Source organism: Ignavibacteriales bacterium (genome assembly GCA_016214905.1).
Taxonomy (GTDB): Bacteria; Bacteroidota; Ignavibacteria; order UBA10030; family SZUA-254; genus PNNN01.
In genome coordinates this window covers 1-26,879 of record JACRMQ010000006.1, presented here as the reverse complement: position 1 = coordinate 26,879, position 26,879 = coordinate 1, and the positions used below count along the sequence as shown (strand labels likewise).

Here is a 26,879-nt window from a genome sequence, read left to right as displayed (position 1 = left end):
AGCGAGTCAATAGATTATTTCACATGTTTGTTGCTTTATTGTAAGCTTTAAACACAATTAATCAAGAATAAACTTTGTCATGTGAATTTTCTGAATACCATCATCCCAGAATGGACGAGGGACAATTCTGAATTTTGTTGGAAGATCGTTTAAAATGATAAAGTTAGAATTTCCAACTTTAAATGGAACAATCGATACAAGGTCCATTTTCTTGTAAAGATTTGCAATGGTACGAATTTTCATCATTTCACTATCAGGTTTTAAAAATATACTGGAAAACTCTGAAAATAATGCTGGTGCTGTATGTGAATATAATTGTGGAATATCACCAGAATCTAAAGTTGAAGTATTGTCTTTAAGGAACCAACGTCTAACAGGGCCTTGTTTTTTATAATATGCTTGCTGTTGCTTAATAAATTCCATGGCTTTTGCCCACCATTCAATAAACGCCTTTTCCTGATTGGGATCCATTTCATTTATACTTTTATATGAACACCTTGAATTGTGATCACCAGCTTCATTACGGTTTTGAAAAGTAAACTGTATTTCATTAGGTTTGTCCGGTTTATCAACTATAACGATAATTGCTTCCACATTGAGTGAAACACAGAGATAATTAAGCATATTAGCGGTAATTTTCTTACTATTTTTTAAAACAAATTCAAAGAAATTACCTGCAAAAGTGAAGACATTTCTCAACCTGTTTTTTGTTTCGGCAAGAAAAATTAGTGTTGTAAGAATCATCATGATGTTAGCAATTAACAGCAATTTAAAGTTTTCCCAATTAGTCATTGCTGAAGGTGTAGAAACATAAGACGAAAAATTTGAACCCATATTTCCCAAAATTGGTGAAATATCTATCGTAGTTATGTAAGGTGAATTCGAAAATATTGATACAAGAGTAACAAATAATATCGCAGAAAGAGTTGTACAATATGGTTTCCATGAAACATAGTGACGTGCCATGGTAGTTATTGGCACGAGGAACATAATCCAAGTCGGATTGCGCAAACCTCCATTATAACAGAAAATTAAAGCAGCTAATATTAAGTCAGCAACTACTCTAAATCCTCTGAAGAAATGCTTATGATAAGCTGGCAAGTCATATGTACTTGTCATGAAATAAAAGTATGTGAGATAAATTAACGCAGGCCAATATGAATATAAACCAGAAAAAAAACTCACCGAAAGGGAGATGGTTATAACAAAACGAGCCAAAGCTGCGGTTGTCGGTATGTAATGAAATGGATTTGGGCTAAACGGGCGATCATAAAGTAGCTGTAACCTGAATAGATTAATAATGACGATCAATAAAGTCACTCCAATATATATCAATGCTTGGGTACCAGCATCTAAAGTCGCAAAGTCCAAAACCTTAACCCCGAAGAATGTGATAATAGCAGATATCACCGTTAACAACACCCATCTATTTGTGATTAGTTTCATAATATATTTGCCTTAGTAAGATATTTAATAATTGTTAAAATAGTGATCTCAATTTTCCTCGGAAGAGTGACCATTACATACGGGTCTGTTTTTGCATCCAACGGTTTCACTAGAACTGTTTTAAATCCACAATTTTTGGCTCCGATAATGTCTGTCAGAATTCGATCACCTACCATTGCTATTTGCCCAGGCATCAGCTTAAGTTTCTCGATTGACGCTCGAAAAGCCACTGGATCTGGTTTCTTTTTCTCTGCTAGGACTACTGGAATACCCAATTGATTTTCTATATTATTTAATCGATTGGTTCTTGATATCATCTTTGGATAGTTTGATAGAAGACAACATGAATAATTTTGTTTGAGCTTATCTATTTCTTCTAGAATATGTTTGTCAATTATTGTTTGACCGTATGGAATTAACGTTTGATCAATATCAAAGACAATTCCCTTAATAGTACTGTCAATAACCTCCCTGAGTTCAAAGATCGAGTTCACCTCAAAGTCCGGTACCCATAACGAAGGTTTAAAGATCAAATTAATATTTCTAAAAAAATCTATATTGAAAAGCGAGCTTGACATGTATTATATAATCTATCTAATTATCTAAGTAATATACTACTTGATCATAAGTTATCTTTGCGTCTTTTTATTTTTAATCGGATATCTGATACTATTATTCGTCATTGATTCAAACATTCATCTTTCATTTCTATGAAATTTTCTTTCATCATCCGTAGGCCATCATCATCTTCATCCTCAATCGCAACCCTAAATCTATCCAAGCCGCTTCATATGCCTGAATTTTATTCCGCTAATTTATCAAAATCTCATAGCAAAGTCAACTATTTTCGCGCAATATTTCTCTATTTTCGCAAAATATTTTTTCACCTTCAGATGATGGTCATTACATAAATCTAACCTCTGACATAGCACCAAAATCCTTCCAATTTAAACAATAAAGTCGAACTATTGTTCAGCCCTAACAGTATATCCTTTCAAAAATTATATTATAGTGCGACCGCGGTTTTCATCAATCACCCCACCCCCCATTCAAAGTCCCTCATACCCCCTCTTTTTAGTTGAAAATTCTATTGAATTAGAACAACCCGAATTAGCACATGGGGGTGGTGTCCGCTTGTGGATGAAAACATTTAATCATCATGGAGTTCATCATGGAAACAAACAAGTTCAAGTTCAATTTCTACAGATTCACCGGCACACAAGATAACCGGACAACCGAGATTACCAGAGACATATCAACTGCCGACGGTATGAGAGGATTAGTCGATATGAAGGCCGATCAGATCAAGCTTGCTACACAAAGAGCAACTGATTGGGCATCGTCAAACCATTTAACTATTAATCCTAAACCACCATTCCCATCCACAAAATACCCTGGTAAAGCTTGGCTAGAATTCCGCTTCACCGGACTTGCCTTATAACCCACCGCCAGAGAGCATGGAGTAAAATTCATGCTCTCCTCTTCTTAAATAACAACCATCAAGGAGTAATAACAATGAAACATTACATAAAAACAATAACGTGGAGATTTTCAGATTGCAGTACGACCTATCCTAGTCTGAAGGACAGCAAGATATATATCAATTCACCTTCCGATGTATCACAGCATTTTCAATTCCTTTTCAAAGATCAGGTCAAAGAACGGTTTGTAGTTCTCTGGTTAAACAGTGCCAACAGAGTGATCGGATTTGAGATTGTAACCGAAGGCATTTTAAACTCTTCGCTTATTCATCCTCGTGAAGTATTCAGAGGAGCAATAGTAGCAACATCGGCAAGTGCAATCATTATTCATAACCATCCATCGGGTAATCCAGAACCATCTTCTGACGATTTATCAATCACAAAACAGATTGTAGAAGCAGGAAAGATTATCGGGATTCCCATTCACGACCACATCATCATTGCAGATGATAATTACACCTCGTTCGCTGAACGAGGATTAATTTAAATAACAATTCAATTAACAATCAAAGGAGATATTTTTTTATGAACAATCCATATGCTGAAATAGAAGTTACACCCTTGTTTTCCAGAGATGGAATGCATTCACAAGGCAGGTCTGTACGCATCAGAGATGAAGATGAAAAGACTGGCTGGAATGAGATAGGTGTAGTCTCACCTAATTATTTACTCGTCCATAATACAAGAGTAAAGAATGTTGTCGATCAGATAGCTGAACGATCAAAGATTGATGACTGGAAGATGCGGAAATGTTTTTTCGATGGTCGAAGATTCGTTTACTCACTTTCAACCGATAATATCACCGCAGAAATCTCTCCCGGTGACTGTATACGGTTCGGTTTAATCGCTCATAACAGTTACGACGGCTCACTTGCAGTATCTGTCGGTGCATATGCCGAACATCTTGTATGCAGTAACGGTATGACGAGTGAAACATTCTTCTCTCGTTTTACATTCAAGCATCAGAAAGGCAATGTCAACTGGGATGAGCAAACGGAGAAGGCATTTCTGACACTCATGCCAACCTCTAAATCAAAGCTTGCCAATCTTGCATTTACACTCGGCAAGCTAAACCGCAAACAATTGACCATACCTGACCTTAAGATATTACGGAAAGAATTCCTCAAAGAATTCAATCTGAGTTCTTGGGGAAAAGTTATGGATCAATACCTTATGCATGAAAAGCATACCGCATTTGGTTTACTCGATGCCGCTACAAGGATATTCTGGCACAACGAGAAGCCAACCATAACTGATTATCGCAACAATAGCTATGCAACTGATGCGTTAATCTCATTCGCTCAACGATTAAACTAAAGAGGTATAACATGTCTAAACCAAATCCATTCTATAAAAATGACAAGGAACGTCAAGAGTTAATCACTCAACGTGACGCCTTCAAGTTCTCTGATCCCGAAGATGCATCAAAACTGGTAGTTCTAATTGCCGGTAAAGAAGGTTCAGGGAAAACTCATCTTGCTTGCACGATGAATGAGCTTGCTCCTGTGTATTTACTCGACACTGAGTACCGTGCACAGATAGTTACTCGTAAGTTCAGGAACGTCAAGGTTGCTCTTGTGAGGAATTTCTCTGAGATGGTAGTAGCAATTAAACACATTATAAAATATCAACCGGAAGGAACAATCGTAATAGATTCCGGTTCTGATCTTCAAACATTTGCTGAGATTGAATATCTGGATAGAACCAAAATGGAAAAGGTATATCCAACGTTTAATTGGGCAGATGTCTGGGGAATGTGCAATGCAATAATTGATGAGATTAAATTTTCTAAGAAGTTTAATCTTGTTATAACTACCAGAGTGAAAGAAGAGTACGTGGGTGATAAACCAACAGGCTCTATCGTACCACGTGTTTATAGCACTCTTCCTTACAAAGCTGATATCGTTCTTCAATATTCTCAGGATAAAGACCGTAAGCTTAACCTAACGAAGAACGGTTTCACCGGCGATCTATCCCCTGCCATTCAACGGGAAGAAACATTATCTCAAATAATAACTAAGCTGTCTTTGACTCAACAAGCATTAAAGAGAGCGTCTTAATTAACCAATCAATCAAAATATCATAAAGGATTAACATCATGACATTATCATGCAATAAGCCATTCAGCAAAACAACATATGGTCCTGGAATTTACATCAATGAAGTAACAATCGTAAATGCCAGCGACATTTCAGGTGAGCAACTTCCATTGTCAGAACAGCCAATCGATATTGGCATAAAACTCACACTCGATATCGGTAAGGAGTTCCAGCCGCAGATGATTATCGCTGGCAACTTCAAAAGAGATTTTGATTCTGGAGAAGTTGTCGGATGGGGATCTGGATTCCTCGTTCAAGAAGCCTTAGCGAGATTCGGTTACAATGGTACTCTCGATGAAGCTAACCATATACCAACAGATATCATCGATTCACTCGCTGGCAAGAAATTCTTACGGCTGTCTTATATCTCAGGCGTAAGAGAAGGCGGCAAGTATCGGTATACGGATTGGAATCAGATTGCTTCCGTTGAAGAAGGTGCTGACTTTCTCTTGAGCAGATTCAAGCGTTCACTGGCAAAAGGATATCCGAGAAATTACCACCCGGATCTTTTGGATATGCCAGCTCCCGTGACCGAGCAAATGGAATCAATGGCTTTCTAGCTCGAGAATAGCTAAACTTCACCCCACACCCAGCGCCTACCGGCGCTGGGTTATTTTTTTCTCTTTCTCTTGAACGCTCAAGGTAATTATCCCATTATTGATTGTCACCCTGGAATATATAAAGCATTACAGTCGCCATGACAGCAGTGTACAGATAAATGAATATATAAGCTCAGACTGAAACCCGATAATCTATAAGTGTGGCTGTTAGCATGACAGCAATCAGCATATCCCTGGAACCCTAAGGCACTGCTCATATCAAGAGAGTACGGAAAAAAGACATATAATTTTTAAGAGCTACCCCATCGACTTTGCCATTTCTTCGTCGCTTACAGAGCTGGCGCTCCTACCACAAAGCGTTGGGCGTGACGGGAAAGAAAAAGAAACGGTAGATCCTATAGCTACACCACTAGAAGGCAGAAAGGCTGCCCCCCACAAAGGGGGGCAGCCTAATCTGCCGTGGTATAGAATTCTACTTTATACTCCCTATATAAGGACCAGTAGAAAGTAGAATTTCATTTATTCCAGCATATTTTCAAGGATTTTTATCACTTTTATCATATATCCCTCTCATTTTCAGTAGAATTTCTATAACTTAATATATCTCATGGGGTTATAGCATATTTCAAAACATAAATTCTACTGTAAAATATAAAAGTAGAATTTACTGAAGTGAATATGTTCCGTCCTTTGTAGTAATCAGATTCTTCGCAACTGCACGGTCAATTGCCTTATATGCGCCGCTGTCTGAATATGAATGCTCATTCATTAATATATCCACTATCTCCTTCTTGGTGGCACTCGAACCGATTGCCTTGATAACATTGACGACTGGAGTTTCATTTAAAAAAACATCGAACCATAATGTTTTATCATCGAAAATGATCTTCCGGTCTTCAGGTGTCTTCACGTGTCGCATATCGAATGACAGACTGCTCGTTTCACCGCTATTAGCGATATGAATACTCGAATCGTATTCACCGACAATAGCAGATGAACCTCTTAATCCTCTTGTATTATCTTTTCCGGCATGATGAACCAGTATAATCGAAAGATTATACTGCTCGATTAGGTGCCGGATGTTGCCGAGGACTTTCGACATTTCACTTGCTGAATTTTCATCATTATCATGGAAACGAACAAATGGGTCAATGATAAGAACTTTTGGCTTATATGCATCAATATGTTCTACAATAAGATCCAGATCCTCTTCGACCATCAGATTTAATCTTGCATTAAAGCACATCTTGAAGTTATTCCTATGTTCTTCCTTTATATCAGTAACCATTGTTTTTATCCTATCACGGATAGGGTAATAACCACCCTCAGCTGATAGAAATAACACCTTCTGTGCTCCTGGTATTTTAAAACCAGCGAATGATTTACCCTGAGCTATTGCCAATCCCATATTTAAACAGAGAAATGTTTTTTTAGCTTTTGGTTGACCAAATACTAACAATAATGTTTTATCCAAGAGGATTCCGTCATCGATAATAGGGCTGGGAGCTTTATCATTATCCTTCATTATGGTATCAAGCGATTTTATATCGATGCTTTTTGGCGTTTGTGTATTACTTGTACTCATTTTTTCTACTCCTTATTTTTTTGTAACCTTTTAATTTCAGTTGTCTATTAACCACTTCACGATATTGGGGGTGACTTGGATCTAACGTAATGCGATGATCCTCCTTGCACATATTATCGCAGTAATATCTTCGTTTTCGCTTCATATTTTTATGCTGTCGGAATTCCAACTTGGTGCCGCAAAAAGGGCACCAAGTTCTGATTACTACTAGATCGGTAATTATCATACATCCTCCATCAATTCTTTTGAAATACGGAAAGATGAGAGATGATGATAGCAAAATACCGAAGTGCTGATTTTCGAAATATTGATAACGGGATTATCTTACAAAGGGCGTTTGTTCCACCCTTTTTTATTTCTCCGCTTTCAATGACCAGCTTTATCAAACTTGGAAGATCAAACTCATAAGCAATAAAACCATCCTTTTCCATAACTATATGGAGCCAGATATTGGCTTCTGTTGCTAGGATACCAGATGGTCGATTTGTCGATGAGTTCCAGAACTCGATTGCCACATTACCAGTTCGGATCGGTGTTGTCTCGACCTTCACTTCCAGTCTTTTATCTTCAGATAAAGAAGCGATGTCATATCCTGGATAATCACCGACCATAACAACGTAAGGTTGCTTATCGAGATTTGAATAATATCTGGCCACGTCAGTGAGGACATGATCATGGGTTAGAAAAGGGCTTAATTTCGTATTCATGACATCAACCCTCCTTCCGGCCGGAATCCCCTGTTTGATCTATGGGATTTATGGTGTCGGCGAGCTTTTAAAATCGATTTGTTGGTAGAAATAGGCCAGCTATCTAAGGATTTTTGGGCTATCTTTCCCTGGGGGTTGTTTGATATACCCCCTGGAATTTTAATCGAAAAATCTTGAGTTTTGCGGATCTTGTATTTAGGATTTTTACCGAGGCGGTAGATATAAAGGCTACAGTTCGTCACCGGGCATAGCCTTACCTCTTTTGGCTGGAATACTGAGCAATCAAGGCATTTGTCTCTGATTGCTTTTATGGGGGTTGTTTGTTGGATTTGAGACATGGTCTCTTCTCCTTTCTTGATTATTTAAGTGTCCGCGATTTAATATCGCCGACAGATAAAGGAGAAGGTTGGGTGCCAGTCCCATTTCCTAAAAATGCAAGATTTTAGGATTTAGGAATTAGGGGGAATTCCCAATTACTCGATTTTGTAGAAATCACACCAACTTTTTGCGGTTTTATTATTAACTCCCAATTGTTTAGCAATTTGGGAATAATTGATTTTCCCATTTTTAAATCGATGCTTGGTTGCTAGATCAACAAGATCTTCTTTTGGGGCCCGGATTGTGTTCCGAAGCTTTCTGGTTAGTAACTTTATTTTCTCATTCTGAATTCTAATTATATTGTCCTTTTCTCTTTCAGAATCAGATTTAAAGACCGGAGTCTCATTTAAGGTGTGATCAACAGAAGGTAAATCTAAATCATTTTCATCATACCATTTTTCAAACTCCTTTAACACTCTAGCAAGAAAGTCAACTATATTTTTATATTCTTCGTTATCCGGTCTTCTATTCAATCTCCCTGACCAATGGTAGTATTCATGTTTAGCGCGGATGTATCCATTATCATTTTCAGGCTTTAATATTTTCAATTGATTGCTAGTCAGATTTGGTGACAGGATGGGGCTTCCTTTTGGGATTGTTCTCCATGGATCACGCCTCCAATTTGGTTTTTCGTTGAAAACTACTTTACCATTTTCGTAATCAAAAGATTTGCCGGCGAATATATAAACATCATTCTCGATTTTATCCTTGTTTAAATCCTCAAGAATATAATCTATCATGAATATGCCCATTTCCTCATCATAGATGGACATTAAATTAAAATTGACGTAAAGATAAAATAGATTTGAATATTCCATAACCATTATTTCGTTATATTCGAGATAAATTATACTCTAATTATTCCTTATATCCGAATTCACCTATTCAAACTTTCAAAACCTTTCCGAATTATATTTGCCATTAACTTCCTACGTTCATTCAAAAATAATTCATAATTCATATTAATCCAATTATCCGGAAGACAATGCCAATAAGTCATACGCTCAAGTTCCTCCCTGTTAAATCTTTGAACATATAGAGGATAATACTCCGTTGGGGAAAGATCAGAGATATTAATATTATCAGACCATTCGACCAGCGCATAATTGGCGATCTGATTTGTATCATTTTTCTCAGTAATATTTTTCTTTTTTAAATAATTCTTGGGGAATAAATGGTGTCTCTCAGTCGATGATTTCTTTGTTCTTAGACTAGGGTCAAGAAGTTCTGCAACTTTTAACTTCGAAAATAGTACATTTGCATCTAGCAAACATAGCGATGCAAAATACGCGTACATAGCAGGACTATTGGGAGACGAAGTGGCTAATTCATTAGGCAGTGTAATATTCCAATAGTCCTCCGTTAACGTATCATCTATGATACTATTTAAAAGGCCAATAAATGATTCAGTATTTTTTGAGGATCGCAACTTTACAAAATCGCCCTCCATTCTAGATTCCGGCGATCCTGTATATCTTCCGGTAAGTGATGACATGAAAAACCATCTGGCAATAAGATCTCTTAATATAAAGGGTTGAATTTTGAATTCTTTTTTTCCAATTAGAAATAAGGTATAAGAATAAATAAAAGCAACCTCAGACGTTATCATTTCACCACCCCGATAACCAGCACGTAATAAGGTTTTTAAAAAGTCATGCCAATTTTGAAGATCAAGAGCATATGATTGCGCTTTTTTTAACACCTCAAATTGCTCGATGCGTCTTTCATCTGAAAATTCATCAGTTTCCATATCTTTACCACGAAGTATGGAATACACAAATTTTAATCGGGCTCGTCTAAATCCTAGACCAACCGCTGCTCTTAATATTTGATCCGGTTCAGGCTTGATGTAATGATTAAATGATGAAGGTTTACCATCAGTTGGATTACGGGCATCTTTACAAAAATGTTCCAACTGTGCACGGCCTTCATCCCAAAATACTGACATTAACGTCAGGATAAAATCTGCTTGATTTAGCGTAACACCCTTGCTGTTAATACGGACAAACACTTCGGCAACGTGTTCTTCATCTATATTCGATGATAATTCAAGTGCGGTAAAGGGATAGTTCTGGATATCATATAATCTATCTATCGCTGAAGATAACTGATTCTCTTCAGTCTGCGATACCTCTCTATGCTCACGTAGGTCCGAAAGAAATTTTTTAATATATATATACGAAGACGATCCATTTGCCCATAATGCTGAAATATCAGGAATGTACTCTGGATCTCTTTTAATTGCTGCATCAGCAACTTCGAATTTTAAGTCACTCGGTCGAAATGCAATATGTATATGATCTTCCGAGTAATCATCAGTTAGAACTGGTTTCCCTTTAATCACGGCATATAATGATGTTAAACGCTGTTGGCCATCGACAATTAAAAGCCTAGGTATTTTTTGTTTTTTTGATGTTCCTATTTGTCGAGCACCATTACCTGTCCCATTTGACCAAAATAATAAATAACCAACAGGAAAACCTTTAAACATAGAGTCAAATAAATCTCTGACCTTTGACGCGTTCCATACAAATGGACGTTGAATATCGGGTAAACCAATTTCTCCCATATCAATATCATGAATTAGCTTTGAGAGTGAATAACCGACTTCTTTAAATAATGTTGCTTTCATAAATACGGTTCCAATATTTAATGATTATCAATATTTCAATACAGGAAGTTTTCTATTCTTATCAATATTATCTAAACTTTTTATACAATCTGGGATGTTCTTGATTGCATGAGGAATCCAATCTTTGTTTTTAGAGGTCTCGGCATCAAGATAATCCTGTATCATATTATCGACATAAATATCTTCAAGTCCTAAGCCAACTGCTTTTAGATTCTTCAGTATTCCCTGAAAATATCTTGTGTAACCATCGCCAATTCCAAAAACCTTAGTCAGATTTCTTCGTTTCCCATCGTCAGAGAAATTACTTGGATCTGCACCTAAAACAATTGCCTTTACTTTTTTTGTATTAAAACAAAACGCAGTTAGATAAGATAATATTTTCATAGAATCCCTTAAGATATTTTGATTAAATTACTGAAATAGGATGTAAGCAACAATCTATATTGCCATAATCATCAGAAATTTGCAATTTGACTCTTTACCGGTGTTTGTATTCAAGGTTTCTCTGCCTATTAGGTGGGTCTATATATACCAAGTAGCGCCGCCGCGATGGGACCCAATTTTTATTATATCTGACTTTTTATTGTTTCGCTTTCAATTAATTAGGAATATTTTAACTATGTCCAATTTTTAGTAATAGTTATTTTTCCATTCTACTCTTAAAAAATTTCTCAGTATCTTTATCCATAAAATACACATAGCAACCCTTCATTCCACGTGTAAGTAGAACGTAGTAAGAACTTTTAATTAAATCTAAAAATTTATTACCTGAACGTCTAACGATAGTATCATGTGATTCTTCAGCGTGACCTTCCCAACTTTGTTTATCAAAGTTATAAATTAAGTCTTTGCCAATAATCACCCCAACATAATCAAATTCAAATCCTTGAGCAGTGTAGATACAACCAATTTGGTCTACTCCTTTGGGATTAATATTCCATAGTGGAGCTTCAGGAACTCCATCTAATAATTTTACATACTTATTTTCTTTTCTTTGGTCACGTGGTTTTGCATTCCAAGGTCTTTCAAATGACCCAACGCGGACATCGTTAGTCAAGCCTCCAATCTCATTTGGGTCTGACCATTTCCAGCAAAAGCCCGCAGTCATTCTAGCAGTAACATTATTATTAGCTTTTTCAACAATTACTTTTTCTAATTCACTTACATCATCAAAAATTTTAAAATCAAATTCATCCTTGCTGTCCCATAGAACATTCGCTGTGCGTTTTATTTCTAAAGTATTATTTATCCAGTTAATGAATGCATCCGAACCGTTACATCTAAATTGGTGTTCAAGTTCATATTCAAATATTTTGCATTTATATTTCTCTGCAAAATCTTTGATGTATTCCACAGAGCCAACTTCCTTTGGACGCACAACTTGATTATCATCAATAAAAAACACGATTACTTTTGATGAACGAATTATTTCTTCAATCTGGTATAAATCCGACCTCTTGTTAGCCTTAGTAAATTGGGAATTACTTGTCTCCCTTACACGATGGGATTCATCACAAATTAGCACATCAATTTCATTTGACTTAGCATCTATATAACTGTTGAAATATTTGAATTGAGCAGCACCTCTCTTGCCGATTATATCCCACAAAGTATTGGTAAAAGCTTTTGAGCCAGTTGCATAGTGTGTGTTGTACCCTTTTTGTAGAAGGTCTGCCATTAGATTTAATGCAATTACAGATTTTCCTGTTCCCGCGCCGCCTTTTACGACTAGAACAACTTTTTGTTTATCATGGAAACCATCTTTTGCAATTGAGAGTACTTTGTCATACACGACTTTCTGAGAATCCAGCAAAATATATTCTGACTTACCCTTAATTACTTCTGACACATGCTCCATCAATTTTTTACTTGCCCGATACCTGCTCTTTTCAATTCGGTCAAGTACTTCTAAACCACCACCTTGTTCAAGTTTTTCAACTAAATAATCCTTGAACAATTTAGTATCATCTCCAGTGAAAAGCGGATATAACTTTAGTATTTTTGAATATTTATTATCAAAAATAACATCCTCTTTATAATAATTGTAATTATGTAGATAACTACATGCATTCAATTTTATTGGGTTAGGCAATTCATAAAACGCAGTATGGCTATCTTCTAAATACATTTTATATTGACCGACTTGTGCTGATGGATGTAGCACTTCTCTCACAGCGCCTCCAACGTATGTTGAGACTTCGTTATCACCACTTGCTTCGTCGCATTTATTCCATTGCTTCAATTCAATTATCACAGCGTTGTCGTCATTTGTTTTGTCCCTGCCACAAATTAGGCAATCAAGTCTTTTAGAAGTCATGGGCAATTGGTATTCAAGTATTATACCTTGCTCATATAGATTTCCCATTTGGAAAATATCTTTTACTGCACGAAGTGAAGATTTCCAAGAATTGATTTCACTATCAGAAGGATAAAATCTGTAATGATTGAAAAAAGAGGTTTTCAATTTTTCTGCAATCTGATTTTGCATCGTATCTTGAATATATTGCTCAGAGGATCCGGAGTAAAGTCTCATAAATTATGCAAGTCAATTGAATGGCCATATGAAATTATTTGACTGTTAATTACCGCGGTCGTTTGAATGCCCAAAGAGTTTATGAATTTGATGTATTCCGAATCATCTGGTTTCTTTGAAGTGGCTAACACTTTAAAATCATTATTAAATTTTAAGTTGTTCTTTGTTTTATATTTTGCAATTTCAAAATAACTGTATTCGTAAAGCTGAATAATGCCTTTTCTTGATTGTGATTTAAAATTTTTATTTTCAACGCTTTTGGCTTCTATCAAAACGGAAGTTTTTGAATCATGGGCGAAGATATCAACATGATTATTGTTAAATACTTTATAACCCTTGTTCCTAAAGAACAATCTTAAATATGATACAATATCGAAATGCGCTTGTTCTGCCCTCGAAAGCAAATCGAAATTCATCTTCTTTGAAGAAGAACCGCCTCTGATTACTTTTCTTTTTATGTCATCAAAAACAGAAAGCGAAGTAGCGTATCTCAATGATTCATTTTCATCAGCGAACTCAGTAAGAGATGTTGATTTTGTGATAATGTTTTCTTCGTTTTCTCCAAAATAAAAAGAATATTCACGGTTTGCTTTTAGAAGTTGGCTAATTGTATCTGCATTTTTAATGCTTGAATAACTACCCATATGAGGAAAACGCTGCAGGTCTGCTAAAGGAATTCCATTCTCAATCAACTTTTCGATAATCTTTAGAGTAATATCCTTTTTCTTTAGGGTCGTTGAGTCCCAATCGTCATTAATTGGAATATCGGAAAAAAGATAAATTTCGGAAAAAGAAAATTTGAAAGGATATGACTTATCATCTATCTTTTCATCAATCCATAGAGGTGTATTATCAGTGAAAAAATTATTTCCAACTACCCCAAAACCAACTATACAAGACATTGGGTGAGACTTAAAAACCGATTTACCCTGGCTGTGGAAAAATATTATATCCCCTGGTTCTTGTTTTTCCCAATCAAGCTTGTTATTGAAACCCCAAACCTTATATCTCAAAGCAGTCAGGAAATTTTCCGGAGTGCCTGTCACTCGAAATATTCTTTTGATATCGCTTTGAGAACTCAATTCCATTTATAACTCATTGTATTTTTTTGCTGTTCCTTTTGACTTATCAACTGGATATTTTTTTGAATTATCTTCCAATTTTTCTTTGATTATTTCCTTTATATCAAGATTGTGTTTTGATGCAAGTAGCAAAGAATAAATTAACACATCCGCTAATTCCATTTTCAATTTTTTCTCGTTGACTTCATCGGAATTTTTCCAAAGGAATAATTCATTGAGTTCGGCAGCTTCTATTGAAATGGCTAATGCAAGGTCTTTTGAATTGTGAAATTGCTTCCAGTTACGTTCATCTCTAAATGTTATCAACCATTCAGTAATAATATCAACGTCTGATTTTTTGGCAATACTCTTTTCCATTTGATTATTCTTCTTCTGATTTAGAATAAAGTTTCAACGCTGTTTGATACGCATCCTTAAAGTCAAGTCCGACATTTAGAGATGGGTCAATGTTTTGAAAACCAACATACATCATTGCTAATAATTGCAAACCAGTAAATTGCTCTTCTGGTATAGACTGAAGTGAATATCGTTTATTTGATTTTGTATAATCAATTCCCGTTCGTCCTAATAATGCAATTTCTCCAGCAACTTTGTAAATATCATCTTTATGCATTTTCTCAAACCGTTTCATTGCAGATAATAAATACATTACAGTTGCGGGTTCTTTTTGTTTTAATAACTCTGGATTTGTTGCACCTTCTCCTACAATTTCTTCCGCCTCATCAATATCAATGCTATACCAATCTTGTAGTTTTAATACTCTAGCAAATTTATCAACCAATAGATATTCATCACCGTGTCGGTAATTATTTTCTGTATCCAACCAGAGCTGAAATAATTTTTCCCCGTTACTATAATAATTTGAATTCTTATATGGTAAAGAATAATTGGTACGACCCTGATATAAAGAATCAATGCAAAGCGCATAAGCAACATTCATAGTAATATTAGCTCTGTAAATTAATTCAGGTGTTAATCGTTTTATATCAGCATTCGTGAAAACATTCAGATTTTGTTCAGCAAAATTAAAGAGTGAAATGAATTGACTTGGTCGTAAAACATCAAATTCTTGGAATAATCTTTTTTCAATGACCATATCAAGCGGTATATTGAATAATTGGTTAGTCAATCCATGAACCAATTTCAAAGTCGTGTCGGTTATACTGTTTTCTGAAAACCCCATAGACTTTAATTTATAAACATGGTCACCAATAGAATTAATTGCTATTTTTCTATTCTCTGAGGTTGACATAAAAATTCGATTTCTTCCAATTTTTCTCGCTTCATGCTCCAGAGATATATGTTCCATTTCGTGTGCCAAAATGTGTGGAATAATCAGACGTTCTATTTTTTTGAACTTGATTTCATGATAATCACGGTTATGTTTCCACGCCATTTGAGTACGAGCCGTAACATTTTCAAGATTATTATCTTCAATCATCTTTATTGGGTGATTACCTAATGTTTCAAGATTAATCTTTCTGTCCTCAATAAAACTTGTTATCATACTCAGATTTTTATTTGCAATCTTTACATTTAATTCAAAATAAAGCTCTCGTGCGTTTTGATATACTGGCACACTCCTTAAATCTTCACCCGATGCATTCTTAAATAGGTCATTCAGAGTAGCAAGGGCTAATTCTATTCGCCCTTGACTTGAGTATGAGAGGGCTAATCCGTAATATGAATTTGGGTATTTGGGATTAATAGATAATGCTTCCGTGAAAAGATTTTCAGCTTCATTAAATTTTTCTAATTCCAACAATAGAGCCGCATAGTTGTTTAGCATGTATGAATCTTTGGGATTAAGCTCATAGGTCTTAAGATAAAATTTTTCAGCAGTTTTTAAATCATGTTCATGTTTTGAATATATATTCCCCAAAAGCAAATAAGACCATGTATCTTTTGGCTCTATTCTTAAAACGTCAATCAGATAATTTTTGGCTTCGTCGTATTGTCCAATTTCCATATGTGCCATACCAAGATTTCTGCGGGCTTCTATATGGTTAGGCAATACTTCCAAGACTTGCTGAAATAACTGAATCGCTCTTTTGTATTTACCCTTCTCTGCATTGCTAACAGCTTCTCTATTTATCTCTAAAGCTTTATCGACTTTGTGTTTTTGTTCATCAGGAAAATTGATAACCGCTTTACCATCAATTATTTTTACATTGATTGCGCTCGATAAGAAGCCATAAGATTTTTGAATCAATTCAATTGCTTTTTCCTCAGACATGCCAGTAAGGTCAATATCCTTATTTGGGTCAATTACTATGTCTTTAAGTGATACTATTATTGTCATCTTATATGTGCTAAAATTAATAATTTTATGAATGTACGAATTATTTAGGAATATTTCACTTTGCAAGTCGCCAATTTCAACAATGCAAAGACATTTAAAGATATGGTATCAAAAACTTGATTTTCAAAAAGCTTTTGGTTAAATTTCGGCGTGAATCGTTTCCCGTTGTAGAGCCCAGCCAATTCATCGGTTGGGCTTTTTCACATCTGTACAAAACTGCCTAAGAAAAACAAATTTTATTACAATTTGTATATAAGGGAAAGTTGTTTGAACAAAAACAGCGTATGTGTCGCCAAAACACATACCATCATGAAATCCATAGAATCCGATCTAAAATCCATAAAAAAAAGTAGCCGTAATACCGCGTTTGAATTGTTTGTTGGTTCATCTATCATTTCCTTTACTTCTTATTCCAGAAAAAGAGATTGAGCAAAACGATATAAGAACGTTATAACGTTATCAATCACAATTTAAAGGACATAATATGTCACACAATCTACATATCAACAACGGCAAAGCCAGCAAGTTCAATGTTGGCATTGCCAGCCACCCCGCTAAAATCAATTCCTTGTTAAAAAACCTCCTCTCAGCAGCCGATTTCCAGACGATCTCTGCCTATGGATAGCTTACCTACTCCTCAAAGGAGGTAATTTAAAAATCGTGAGTTATGGTAAATAAATTTAATATATTAACATAATCAAAAGGAGATGAGTTTATGGCATGGACAAAACAAAAACCTACAGCACCAGGTTACTATTGGTTCAAAGGATTTCCCGGTGATGAACCAATGATTGTATTGATAAATTTCAAGGGACAATATCTAATGGCGGGTGGTGGTTTCAACTTAACTCAAAATATTCTTGATAATGGCGAATGGTCTGACAAGATAGAACCACCCAAAGATATGTAAGCATAAATAAAAGTGTGTGTGCCTGGCAGTGAAATCACGTGGGAGGGCCGTGATTTCTGGGGAGAGAACCAGGCACACACCGAACGGGACGTCCATATATTATAACGAAGTTGTGCGCAGAAAGATTCCGAATTAAGGCATCGATATCTTGCTTACAATAGCCTGAAAGGATTCAGGTTGGAGATTAGCCTCAGCGTACATCCCGCTGAGGCGTTTCATCTGTTTGTAAAAAAGTTTTAGGTTATGTATATTTAGGACGCAACAGAATTATTCAAAACATCATAAATGATACGAATTACAAATGTCCTCCCTCGTGTTGCGACCTTCGGATGTGGGTGAATGGCGAGTAAGGACGTTCCGTTTAGCAGCAAATTAAGTGTTGAAAAAAGTGTTGAATGGAATCTAAGATTTAAAGATTATTTGCAATTTTGGTTCGTTTTCAATCCAGTGTAGATACCGAATTTTGCAAGTATTTGAGGTTTTCATTATTGCCCGGTGGTGTAATTGGCAACACACTTGACTCTGGATCAAGGAAGTCTAGGTTCGACTCCTAGCCGGGCAGCTTACAAAGGGCAGTTTCCACTGCCCTTAGTTGTTCAAAAAAACTTCTGTAACATTATCTCACTTGAGTTGTATAGATCCTACTCTATTTATTAGCCGGAAAGTTAGTAATTCATATTCGTCCTTAGTTTGGAAATTTTTGAATCTCTTGGTAATAAGCCATTTAGGACCAGAAAAACAAAACCCCTATCATCGCTGATCAGGGTTTTCCGCTTCCGCTCTGAGACATTATGGTTTATATTACTTCATCAATAAAAGTTTTTTCGTATCAATAAAATCTTTTGTTTGAAGCCGGTAGAAATATATGCCACTGGACAGAGATGAGCCATCTACTCTCACATTGTGTCTACCTGCAATCCTGTTTTCATCCAACACTGTTATTACTTCTTGTCCAAGCATATTATACGCTTTGAGAATGATATGTGATTATTTTGGGATCTCGAAATGTATCGTTGTGCTTGGATTGAAGGGATTAGGATAATTTTGTGTAAGTGAATACGGTATTGGAAGTTGATCAACATCTTTCACCAAATTATTATACCTATGAACAAAGTAATAGCCAATAATCCACAAACAATTTTCGTGTTTGGTTGTTGGGATTCCCCCACAAAACTCTGCCCTATAACTGATTTCACGAAAATGTTAGATGTTTTTGATTCGGCAAAGCTCATATTGAATGACGACCAAGTAACTTGGCTGTTTTGAGAATGAGAATAATTTATTACCGCCAATAAGCAAAGAAATTGGAATTTATCTGCTTGCCGTGTATTTTTAAAAGAAAATTTTTTATTCATGATGTCGCCTGATTTTTAATTTGTTTATCAAAGTTCCTCTTCACCAAAACATCATTGCTCTTACATGGGAAGGATCATTATAGAACTTGTATTAACATAGCCCCAGACATCCGTTCCTGTTCCGTGGTCCAGTTTGAGATCTAGTGTGTATGTCCCGGGCCCAATGTCATACATGAAATTGGCAATGGCTGTAGTGGAAATGAGTCCATTCGCCGTGTTGAAATAACCGAAGATGTATACATCCGCTCCATTGATGCGCAGGATGAACCGATCATTTGAGAACCCGCAGGCAGCACACCATAAGCTCCAGACAGAACAGTTGAATGTTATTACCAGTCGTGAATTTCTTGCGACAGTGAATGAATATAAATGATTATTGAAAACGAACGCTGTGTTATTTGTCATAGTGGGAGAGCGTTGCGAAGTGTTGTTGCAAAACGTTTGAATAATGTTACCTAGTGTTTCCCAATGGGCTGGTGAGCTTGATCCCTCGGATGTAAGCACCTGCCCAGAAGTACCTGTATTTCCGTTTACTGCTAATGCACTGTTGGGTTTAACTGCGAATCGTTCATTGAACGTACCAGCGGCATCATACCCGATAGCAACATCGGCATTAGGATTGTCGGCATAGATTTGCATTCGGTTTCCGGCTACGCCAATGCCATGATCACCGCTTGGACCTGGATACAATGTTATCTTCTTTCCTAGTGTCGGTGGAAAACCCAGTGGTGCATTCGGTGTCGTTGTGCCGATACCAAGTTTTCCGAACATTTTGATATCACCCGTTCTGGTGTTCACCCCGAACGACCATCCTGCTCCATTATACCCGTAGAATCCAACGCTGGAATCATTCTCCATTCCAACGAATGCACTCAACGAGGTATTATCCACATTGTTCAGCCATAATCCCGCTGAGGTTGCGAGGTTGCCACCACTTCGAATGCGCATCCGTCCGCCAACATCCAATACACCATCTGCTATTGAAGGGATGGCGCCAATACCGACTCTTCCTCCATTGTAATAAACATCCGATCCATTAAGCTGCCACGGATTGCTGCCGAGTGTTTGCCATTGTGCTGCCGAACTGTTTCCATTCGATTGGAGTACCTGTCCAGCCGTTCCAGTATTTCCATTCACCGCGAAAGCCCCGTTTGCTTTTACTGCGAATCGTTCGGTAAACATACCAGCAGAATCATAACCTAAAGCAACATCTGCATTGGAATTATCAGAATAAATCTGTAAACGGTTTCCTGCGACTCCAAAACCGACATCACCAGTTGCGCCAGGATAGAGCGTGATTTTTTTGCCTAACACCGGTGGAAAACCAAGCGGTGCATCGGGCATAGTGGTGCCTATCCCTACATTTCCATTTCCTTTGATACGCATACGTTCTGTAAAGCCGGACGTTCTATCGTCGTATCCAAAGGTTATGTCGGCACCGGAATAATCCGAATTGATTCGAAGTTCGCTTCCGAATACACCAAAACCTGCATCGCCATATATACCGGGAAAGAGTGTGATTTTTTTCCCTGTCCATGCTGGAAAACTCAGTGGTGCATTGGGTGTCGTAGTCCCAATGCCGACATTGCCGATTGAGTCAACGGATATCCCCGCAAAGCTGCTCCCAAAAAGATTGAGGGTATTTGCACCCGCACCATGAAACAGATGCGACTTCAAAACCCCTGCTTCGTAGAACCGAAGTCCGGCATCCTGACCATTACTGTCGGTATCAAAATAACCAAACGAATTTGGGAAATTCGCACCCTTTACATGCAATCTTGCTAATGGTGCCGAGGTTCCAATGCCGACATTTCCGTTGTTGTAGTATATATTCGAACCGTTTGTTATCCACTGGCTACTTGTTCCTACTGTCCCAACCGAATCATTCGCCGCAGACCACAATACACCATTCCATTTCATTACTTGTCCGGTGGTCGCACCGTTTTGTGCAATCTTGCCAAACTGAATTGTACCATTTGCTATCTTTGCACCTGTAACACTGTTATCTGGAATCGTGCCAGCGATTCTCGCACTATCGACAAAACCGCTCTGTGGTGCAACACGTGCATACGCGGCAGTGTCAGCGTAAGGAGCTGTGAATGTTGGTACTACATCACCTTGCTGTATTGTTCCATCGAGAATTTTCTGACTCGTAATCGAACTATTGGGAACCGTTGACGATATCCTCGCACTATCAACAAAAGATGTTTGTGGCGTTGAAAGTGCATACGATGCAGTGTCTGCTTTAGGTGCAACAAACCCTATCTCTAGATCTTCCCTCTTAATCGTTCCATTGACAATCTTTGCCGTCGTAACGATGTTGTTTGGAATTGTTTCAACCACACGAGCACTGTCAACAAACACTTGTTGGGGTGCAGTTATTGCAAACTTTGCTGTATCGGATTTGATCGAATACAGACTATACCCGACCGCAGTTAGCGGAATACGCGGTGAGAGTTCTACTTCAGTTCCCACTTGCAGACTGAGCCAGTACGGATGATCGAACGTGAGCGAGTCATCCATCGGTTGTTGATCTCCAAGTATTGTAGAAAAGAGTCCACGTTTTACCTGAAGCGACTTGGTCTCCGACCAGAGCACGATCCCACCGTTCATCACATCATACAACCGGAACGTGATGTTGTAGGAATTATCTGGTTTAGGATTACCCAAACTGTCAGTCAGTACACCCTGGTAAGAAAGCGTACGCGGAATTTGTGCATACGTCAAGGTTACAAATGCAAAGAGCAACATGAGGATTGAAAGCCTAAATAATTTCATAACTACCTTTGTGATTGTTAGTTTATTCATGTTCATGGCGCGTTATTTCACTAATAAAAGTTTTTTTGTTTCAACATATACGCCAGCACTTAAACTATAATAATAAACTCCGCTCGCTAACTTGCTTGCATCGAATGTCACCGACTTGCATCCTGAAGTCTCAACCGCATCGACCAGCGTTACCACTTCCCTGCCGAGCGCATCAAACACTTTTAGTGTAACATGACTATTAACAGGTAATTGATAACTGATGGTAGTTACCGGATTAAATGGATTGGGATAGCATTGATACAATTTGTAATCAGTCGGTATCAATGAACCGTGGTCGCGTGCGTCAGTCAGTATATTCTGGAGATGCAGTGTGTCATCGATTGTTCCATCGTTATCAACATCAACCAGTATAATAAGCAAACTGTCCTTCAATGCGCTCCAGTTTGGTTCAATAATATGTACTGCGTTGGCGGGCATCTGTATATTGTCTCGTTCAAATTGCTGGAGTTGCGTTGCCGTCGCATATTCTAACCGTAAATTGTAGTGCCCCTCTGATGAGCTATTCGTTAAACGAAGTTTGTCCACATCTTGATTCTCCATCTGAAACATCGCGCCGCCTGTTAATTCGAGAGAATCGACTGTATATGCCTTCACCACCGAAGTCTCATCGATTATATTTGTGAGTGTTATTGATTTGTTGTACAAATCTGGATTTGAAATTTGTAATCCGGAAGAAGTGTTCATGAGCGTATCAAAATAAACGAAATCTGTTTGCGATGAGTCAGCATCCGATCGTTCGAAACCGTACGTTCGATTCCCTGAGGAAAAAAAGATTCGTGACTGAGATGTTTTGAAGCTGTCAAGGTAAACCACATATCGATCCGCTGGAAGTGCGTAACCGTATGGCGGGGTTTTCGTCCCATTCTTCAATATGAAAGGCGTAGATCCGAGAACGTCAGTGACTACCTGATTGTTATCAAAACCTGTCATCTTTCCATTTCGATCATAAATCATAATCGAGGCATCCGGTGTATTCATGACTTCAAGATTTGTACTATTTAATTTGAATGGCGAGCTAGAACTCGGAGATGTACTGGGAGTGGCGATGCCAAGGTAATTCTCCGATGGTATTTCCAGATAGAAATTTTTTGTTCCACCCCAGCCGCTCCATCCATACATCGCTCCCCACACTCCATTGTGGGAATTCATGGAGGTGTCAATTTGAATGATCGCACTCAGTACATCTGGATAACTGTTATCGTAGACGTAGATGTTCCACATGGGTGAATCGCTTGCAGTTCTTTCAACCTTATATGGCAATATTGTATGTCCTCCACCACCTATGCCGTTATTTATAAGACTGATTGTCCTAATTGGTGCATCGTCCGCACCGAGCATTTGCTTGAGATCATTCAACGTTTGTGTTGGCGTTTTGATATTGTAACAAGCGATGTCATTCTGCTGTGAAAGTCTGCCAAATTGATGAGTAAATATTTCAGTTACTGCTTTGATTACATTTGTATCCGATAAAACATCGATGGGATCAGTGAATGCAGGAAAATTCTCAAACTTCTGAACAAACTGGTCTTTGTGCCGAAATGCGAGGGCGTTTGTACCGGCGATTCCAAAGCACGAACCATTCCACACTACCTTTGCGCGACTTGTCCATTTGGCAAGCAAAGGTGGTGAGTATATTCCGAGCGACGTACTCAAATAACATACGCCCGGAGTAAATGCTTTAACCCAAGTTTCCCAATTAGGAAAGCGTGATGAAGCGGCTCTACTGAAAATACCCCCGCCTTGCCACTGTGAATATTGAATACCTGTGTAAGGATCCATACTTCTGTAATTAAAGCGGTTATACCACGTCGCAGGCCACATGTCCGCCTCGTTGTTAGAAAAACCCCACACGTCTGTGAATCTGTTATAAGGGACATAATCTCCACTGGGACTTAAGCGTGTAAGAATGTATCCTTTAATCTTAAAAACACCGCTGGTATCATTCAGCGAGGCATCGGTGAAGTCGGTGAGAATAATCCTGCACTTTCGTGACAATGAATCGGGTACCGTCCAAACATACTTCATTGAGTCGGCTGGATAGACGGCTTCGATAGGATAAACTGTATGTCCGTTGTCTAAACTGTAATCGATGCGAACCCAATGAATAGTATCGGCAGCAAACCATCGTATCGTATCCTGATCACCCGGTCTCCATACATCGGTAGTCGTCGGTCGGGTGACACTAAGACTCGGTTTCCCAATCTTATTAGCATAAATATTCCAATCTGTACCGTTACGAAGATCCGCCCATGTGATAATTGCTCCATGTGAGCCGTCGGATACAATACTATTGTAAGCTTGCGTGTTTGGCGCCGTTGTAACCACTGTACCACCGGAAGCCCATCGCACGATGCCAGAAGCATCGATACGCTGCGCGTAGATGTTCCCGTTGATGCTATCGCGGTAGTCATCCCACGCAATGATCGCTCCTCCAGAATCATCACTTGCAATACCGGGAATTCCTTTATTGAAATCTCCGGTTGAAATTGCAACACCATCGGTAGTCCATTGTACCAATCCCGAAGCATTGATTCTTTGGGTATAAACATCCCAGTGCGTGCCGCTGCGATAGTCAGCCCACGTGATGATCGCTCCACTTGCACCGTCATTGACGATCACAGGAGATTGTTGATTATTTGTTGCGGTGGAGATCGCCACACCATTGGTTGCCCATTGCGCTATACCGGAGTTGTTTATCCGCTGGGCATAGATATCACCATCCTCGACGGTACTCTGTTCAAACCAGGTGATGATTGCCCCACCAGAACCATCACTTATCAACTCGGGCCAATTTTGACTTCTCAACGCAGTAGAAATTGGTACACCGTCGGCTGTCCATCGCACAACAGCAGAGGCATCGATGCGCTGAGCGTAGATATCATTTTCGGTTCCATTGCGAAAGTCACTCCACGAAATGATTGCACCGTCAGAACTATCGCTTATGATTGTCGGATCTGTTTGATCGTTTGCCACAGTGCAAATGGGAACTCCATTTGTCGTCCAATGCACTACACCATAAGATTTGATCCGTTGGGCGTAGATATCCCAATTCGTGCCGCTGCGATTATCTTCCCATGTAATGATAGCGCTGCCCGCGCCATCCGAAACAATCGCGGGATTCGCTTGATTGCTTCCAGCAGTCGAAATGGCAAGACCATTCGTTGTCCATAGTGTCTGACCTAAGGCATTAATGCGTTGAGAATAAATATCCCAATCTGTGCCATTGCGGTTATCCTGCCATGCAATAATAGCGCCGCCTAAACCGTCACTAACAATTACGAGAGCATTTTGATTGCCTCCCGCAGTTACAATAGTAACACCGTTTGTTGTCCACCGCACATGCCCGGAAGCATCGATGCGCTGAGCGTAGATATCAGTGCTTGTTCCGCGATTATCCCACCAAGCGATGATCGCTCCGCCTGCGCCATCGGTAACGATATGAGGGGCTAATTGATTGCCTGTAGCTTGGCAGATGGCAGTGTTTACGTTTGGGTTGAACGTCCATTGGGCGTTCGTTACACGGGTGATAAGCACCAGAAGAAAAAATATGCAAAAATATTTCATGGTAACCTCTGCTAATTGTAGTTGCTTTATTATCTAAGCAGTAATAATTTCTTCGTTTCAATATAACTTCCAGCCGATAAACGATAATAATAAACTCCACTCGATAATATGCTTGCATTGAACGTCACCGACTTGTAACCTGCTTCTTCAACTTCGTCTGCAAGCGTTGCTACTTCTCTGCCAAGCACATCAAACACTTTTAGTGTTACACGACTATTAACAGGTAACTGATAACGGATGGTTGTTACCGGATTAAATGGATTGGGATAATTTTGTTCTAGGGCAACCGCTTTTGGAATTTCGCTTTCAAGGATTTCTTTCACAGAGGTTGTCACTTCAGCCAAAGGTCTTCGCCACACACCCTGTCCCCAACTTCCGGCATAGAGATCTGATCCGACCAGCGTAATTGCCATGGACAATTGTGTGGCAAGCCCGGTGTCGGTCCTGGTCCACGTAGTACCATTGTCTGTGGACAATACAATACCGTTTCCCCAAGTGCTCGCGATAATGTTATTGTCACCACCACCATTTGGCGTAGCAACAATGCCGGTGATGCGCACCGGTGTGCTGTTGTCCATCACCGGTGTCCAACTACTACCTTGATCGGTTGATCGGTACGCTGCCGACATACGAGGCCAGGCAAAGAGATCGGTCCCTACCATTGCCAACCCCGAGATGTTGTTACCTGTAAGTCCGGCTGGGTTCCAGCTTGTTCCATCGTCCGTTGAACGAAATACCCCGTCACCGGTTCCCGCGAAGATCCCTGAATCACTGATGAGGAATGTGCGAACATAATTGCTGGTTAACCCCGTGTTGATCGGATTCCAACTCGTTCCATTATCTACAGAAAGAAATGCTCCCTGCCCATTTGTACCGGCAAACATTTTAGTCGCACCGAGCCCAAAGGATTTCACGGTGATGTTCAAAACATATTTGCCTGGTAAACCAGCCTCGGTCCAGGTCATTCCATCATCGATGGAACGGAACATCCCACCGTAAAGCCCAGAGCTGGCAAAGATTTCGTCACCACTTATCGCAATCGACATTGGGTTCCATGCGGAAGCTAATGGCCTACCACTCCAATAGTCACCTTTATTTTGGGTAGCGTAGAGACCATACCCCGCTCCTGTAGTTAATGCAAACAACAGACCATTTGGCTTACTCGCAAATTGCATTACAAAATTCCATTCAACACCGGAGTGAATCCATGATGCACCAACATCAGTCGAAAGAAATACCCCTCCTTGTCCAGTCCCTACAAATAGTATCGGACCGTTCGCTACAAAACAATATGCAAAACAGTATGGTATCCCATTATTGGCTTTTGTCCAGGTATCACCGTTGTCATTGGAAACAAGCACACCGCCATCTTGAGCGTCCGATGCGGCAAACACCGATCCGCCAACTCCAATGAAC

22 protein-coding genes and 1 tRNA gene are annotated in these 26,879 nt (G+C 38.6%); 8 read left to right on the top strand and 15 right to left on the bottom strand.

What is annotated here, in order from left to right:
* Window positions 1-57: 57 nt before the first annotated feature.
* Complete coding sequence (locus HZB59_03900; GenBank protein MBI5020557.1) at window positions 58-1,446, bottom strand: hypothetical protein; 1,389 nt, start codon at window positions 1,444-1,446, stop codon at window positions 58-60.
* Entirely contained in the window at window positions 1,443-2,024 is a 582-nt protein-coding gene (locus HZB59_03895) for a YqeG family HAD IIIA-type phosphatase (protein ID MBI5020556.1), read from the bottom strand. The genes HZB59_03900 and HZB59_03895 overlap by 4 nt, the downstream gene beginning before the upstream one ends.
* 593 nt (window positions 2,025-2,617) lie before the next feature.
* Here HZB59_03895 and HZB59_03890 point away from each other — a divergent pair.
* The 5 genes from HZB59_03890 (at window position 2,618) to HZB59_03870 (ending at window position 5,586) form a co-directional block, all read left to right on the top strand.
* Window positions 2,618-2,887: a hypothetical protein gene (locus HZB59_03890; GenBank protein ID MBI5020555.1), complete on the top strand. Its 270-nt coding sequence runs from the start codon at window positions 2,618-2,620 to the stop codon at window positions 2,885-2,887.
* Between the two features lie 74 nt (window positions 2,888-2,961).
* Complete coding sequence (locus tag HZB59_03885; protein MBI5020554.1) at window positions 2,962-3,414, top strand: hypothetical protein; 453 nt, start codon at window positions 2,962-2,964, stop codon at window positions 3,412-3,414.
* Window positions 3,415-3,452: 38 nt separating this feature from the next.
* Entirely contained in the window at window positions 3,453-4,244 is a 792-nt protein-coding gene (locus tag HZB59_03880; protein ID MBI5020553.1) for a DUF932 domain-containing protein, read from the top strand.
* A gap of 11 nt (window positions 4,245-4,255) precedes the next feature.
* Entirely contained in the window at window positions 4,256-4,987 is a 732-nt protein-coding gene (locus HZB59_03875) for an AAA family ATPase (protein ID MBI5020552.1), read from the top strand.
* A gap of 38 nt (window positions 4,988-5,025) precedes the next feature.
* Complete coding sequence (locus HZB59_03870; protein MBI5020551.1) at window positions 5,026-5,586, top strand: hypothetical protein; 561 nt, start codon at window positions 5,026-5,028, stop codon at window positions 5,584-5,586.
* Window positions 5,587-6,250: 664 nt separating this feature from the next.
* Here the strand turns inward: HZB59_03870 and HZB59_03865 are convergent.
* From HZB59_03865 to HZB59_03825, 9 genes are all read right to left on the bottom strand, one after another.
* Window positions 6,251-7,171, bottom strand: a complete 921-nt coding sequence (locus tag HZB59_03865) for an AAA family ATPase (protein MBI5020550.1) — start codon at window positions 7,169-7,171, stop codon at window positions 6,251-6,253.
* A 236-nt stretch (window positions 7,172-7,407) separates the two neighbouring features.
* On the bottom strand, window positions 7,408-7,878 hold the full coding sequence (locus tag HZB59_03860) for a hypothetical protein (GenBank protein MBI5020549.1): 471 nt from the start codon (window positions 7,876-7,878) through the stop codon (window positions 7,408-7,410).
* 473 nt (window positions 7,879-8,351) lie between these two features.
* Window positions 8,352-9,074, bottom strand: a complete 723-nt coding sequence (locus tag HZB59_03855) for a hypothetical protein (protein ID MBI5020548.1) — start codon at window positions 9,072-9,074, stop codon at window positions 8,352-8,354.
* A 59-nt stretch (window positions 9,075-9,133) separates the two neighbouring features.
* Entirely contained in the window at window positions 9,134-10,888 is a 1,755-nt protein-coding gene (locus HZB59_03850; protein MBI5020547.1) for a DUF262 domain-containing protein, read from the bottom strand.
* Between the two features lie 27 nt (window positions 10,889-10,915).
* On the bottom strand, window positions 10,916-11,272 hold the full coding sequence (locus HZB59_03845; GenBank protein MBI5020546.1) for a hypothetical protein: 357 nt from the start codon (window positions 11,270-11,272) through the stop codon (window positions 10,916-10,918).
* 256 nt (window positions 11,273-11,528) lie between these two features.
* On the bottom strand, window positions 11,529-13,421 hold the full coding sequence (locus tag HZB59_03840) for a DUF2075 domain-containing protein (protein MBI5020545.1): 1,893 nt from the start codon (window positions 13,419-13,421) through the stop codon (window positions 11,529-11,531).
* Complete coding sequence (locus tag HZB59_03835; GenBank protein MBI5020544.1) at window positions 13,418-14,509, bottom strand: hypothetical protein; 1,092 nt, start codon at window positions 14,507-14,509, stop codon at window positions 13,418-13,420. Before HZB59_03835 ends, HZB59_03840 begins: the two co-directional genes overlap by 4 nt.
* Entirely contained in the window at window positions 14,510-14,860 is a 351-nt protein-coding gene (locus HZB59_03830; GenBank protein ID MBI5020543.1) for a nucleotide pyrophosphohydrolase, read from the bottom strand. It abuts the gene before it with no gap.
* Window positions 14,861-14,864: 4 nt separating this feature from the next.
* Window positions 14,865-16,805, bottom strand: coding sequence for a tetratricopeptide repeat protein (locus tag HZB59_03825; GenBank protein MBI5020542.1), 1,941 nt, complete (start codon window positions 16,803-16,805; stop codon window positions 14,865-14,867).
* A gap of 484 nt (window positions 16,806-17,289) precedes the next feature.
* Here HZB59_03825 and HZB59_03820 point away from each other — a divergent pair, with 484 nt between their 5' ends.
* From HZB59_03820 to HZB59_03810, 3 genes are all read left to right on the top strand, one after another.
* A complete protein-coding gene (locus HZB59_03820) occupies window positions 17,290-17,430 on the top strand; it encodes a hypothetical protein (GenBank protein MBI5020541.1) in 141 nt (46 codons plus the stop codon).
* Between the two features lie 90 nt (window positions 17,431-17,520).
* A complete protein-coding gene (locus tag HZB59_03815) occupies window positions 17,521-17,715 on the top strand; it encodes a hypothetical protein (protein ID MBI5020540.1) in 195 nt (64 codons plus the stop codon).
* 489 nt (window positions 17,716-18,204) lie between these two features.
* Window positions 18,205-18,277: transfer RNA gene (locus tag HZB59_03810), tRNA-Gln, on the top strand.
* Window positions 18,278-18,516: 239 nt separating this feature from the next.
* On the opposite strand, the gene HZB59_03805 is transcribed toward HZB59_03810, so the two are convergent.
* From HZB59_03805 to HZB59_03790, 4 genes are all read right to left on the bottom strand, one after another.
* Window positions 18,517-18,675, bottom strand: coding sequence for a T9SS type A sorting domain-containing protein (locus HZB59_03805; protein ID MBI5020539.1), 159 nt, complete (start codon window positions 18,673-18,675; stop codon window positions 18,517-18,519).
* Window positions 18,676-19,130: 455 nt separating this feature from the next.
* Window positions 19,131-21,848, bottom strand: a complete 2,718-nt coding sequence (locus HZB59_03800) for a hypothetical protein (protein MBI5020538.1) — start codon at window positions 21,846-21,848, stop codon at window positions 19,131-19,133.
* Window positions 21,849-21,890: 42 nt separating this feature from the next.
* Window positions 21,891-25,463, bottom strand: coding sequence for a T9SS type A sorting domain-containing protein (locus HZB59_03795; GenBank protein MBI5020537.1), 3,573 nt, complete (start codon window positions 25,461-25,463; stop codon window positions 21,891-21,893).
* A 29-nt stretch (window positions 25,464-25,492) separates the two neighbouring features.
* A partial coding sequence (locus tag HZB59_03790; protein ID MBI5020536.1) for a T9SS type A sorting domain-containing protein occupies window positions 25,493-26,879 on the bottom strand: 1,387 nt, incomplete at its 5' end.

What these genes read in the sequence shown, in the direction of transcription:
- HZB59_03875 (MBI5020552.1), top strand. Translation starts at nt 4,256, where the DNA reads ATGTCTAAACCAAATCCATTCTATAAAAATGACAAGGAACGTCAAGAG.
- HZB59_03865 (MBI5020550.1), bottom strand. Translation starts at nt 7,171, where the DNA reads ATGAGTACAAGTAATACACAAACGCCAAAAAGCATCGATATAAAATCG.
- HZB59_03840 (MBI5020545.1), bottom strand. Translation starts at nt 13,421, where the DNA reads ATGAGACTTTACTCCGGATCCTCTGAGCAATATATTCAAGATACGATG.
- HZB59_03895 (MBI5020556.1), bottom strand. Translation starts at nt 2,024, where the DNA reads ATGTCAAGCTCGCTTTTCAATATAGATTTTTTTAGAAATATTAATTTG.
- HZB59_03870 (MBI5020551.1), top strand. Translation starts at nt 5,026, where the DNA reads ATGACATTATCATGCAATAAGCCATTCAGCAAAACAACATATGGTCCT.
- HZB59_03805 (MBI5020539.1), bottom strand. Translation starts at nt 18,675, where the DNA reads ATGCTTGGACAAGAAGTAATAACAGTGTTGGATGAAAACAGGATTGCA.
- HZB59_03835 (MBI5020544.1), bottom strand. Translation starts at nt 14,509, where the DNA reads ATGGAATTGAGTTCTCAAAGCGATATCAAAAGAATATTTCGAGTGACA.
- HZB59_03885 (MBI5020554.1), top strand. Translation starts at nt 2,962, where the DNA reads ATGAAACATTACATAAAAACAATAACGTGGAGATTTTCAGATTGCAGT.
- HZB59_03900 (MBI5020557.1), bottom strand. Translation starts at nt 1,446, where the DNA reads ATGAAACTAATCACAAATAGATGGGTGTTGTTAACGGTGATATCTGCT.
- HZB59_03795 (MBI5020537.1), bottom strand. Translation starts at nt 25,463, where the DNA reads ATGAAATATTTTTGCATATTTTTTCTTCTGGTGCTTATCACCCGTGTA.
- HZB59_03890 (MBI5020555.1), top strand. Translation starts at nt 2,618, where the DNA reads ATGGAAACAAACAAGTTCAAGTTCAATTTCTACAGATTCACCGGCACA.
- HZB59_03860 (MBI5020549.1), bottom strand. Translation starts at nt 7,878, where the DNA reads ATGAATACGAAATTAAGCCCTTTTCTAACCCATGATCATGTCCTCACT.
- HZB59_03855 (MBI5020548.1), bottom strand. Translation starts at nt 9,074, where the DNA reads ATGGAATATTCAAATCTATTTTATCTTTACGTCAATTTTAATTTAATG.
- HZB59_03845 (MBI5020546.1), bottom strand. Translation starts at nt 11,272, where the DNA reads ATGAAAATATTATCTTATCTAACTGCGTTTTGTTTTAATACAAAAAAA.
- HZB59_03825 (MBI5020542.1), bottom strand. Translation starts at nt 16,805, where the DNA reads ATGACAATAATAGTATCACTTAAAGACATAGTAATTGACCCAAATAAG.
- HZB59_03820 (MBI5020541.1), top strand. Translation starts at nt 17,290, where the DNA reads ATGTCACACAATCTACATATCAACAACGGCAAAGCCAGCAAGTTCAAT.
- HZB59_03880 (MBI5020553.1), top strand. Translation starts at nt 3,453, where the DNA reads ATGAACAATCCATATGCTGAAATAGAAGTTACACCCTTGTTTTCCAGA.
- HZB59_03815 (MBI5020540.1), top strand. Translation starts at nt 17,521, where the DNA reads ATGGCATGGACAAAACAAAAACCTACAGCACCAGGTTACTATTGGTTC.
- HZB59_03830 (MBI5020543.1), bottom strand. Translation starts at nt 14,860, where the DNA reads ATGGAAAAGAGTATTGCCAAAAAATCAGACGTTGATATTATTACTGAA.
- HZB59_03800 (MBI5020538.1), bottom strand. Translation starts at nt 21,848, where the DNA reads ATGAAATTATTTAGGCTTTCAATCCTCATGTTGCTCTTTGCATTTGTA.
- HZB59_03850 (MBI5020547.1), bottom strand. Translation starts at nt 10,888, where the DNA reads ATGAAAGCAACATTATTTAAAGAAGTCGGTTATTCACTCTCAAAGCTA.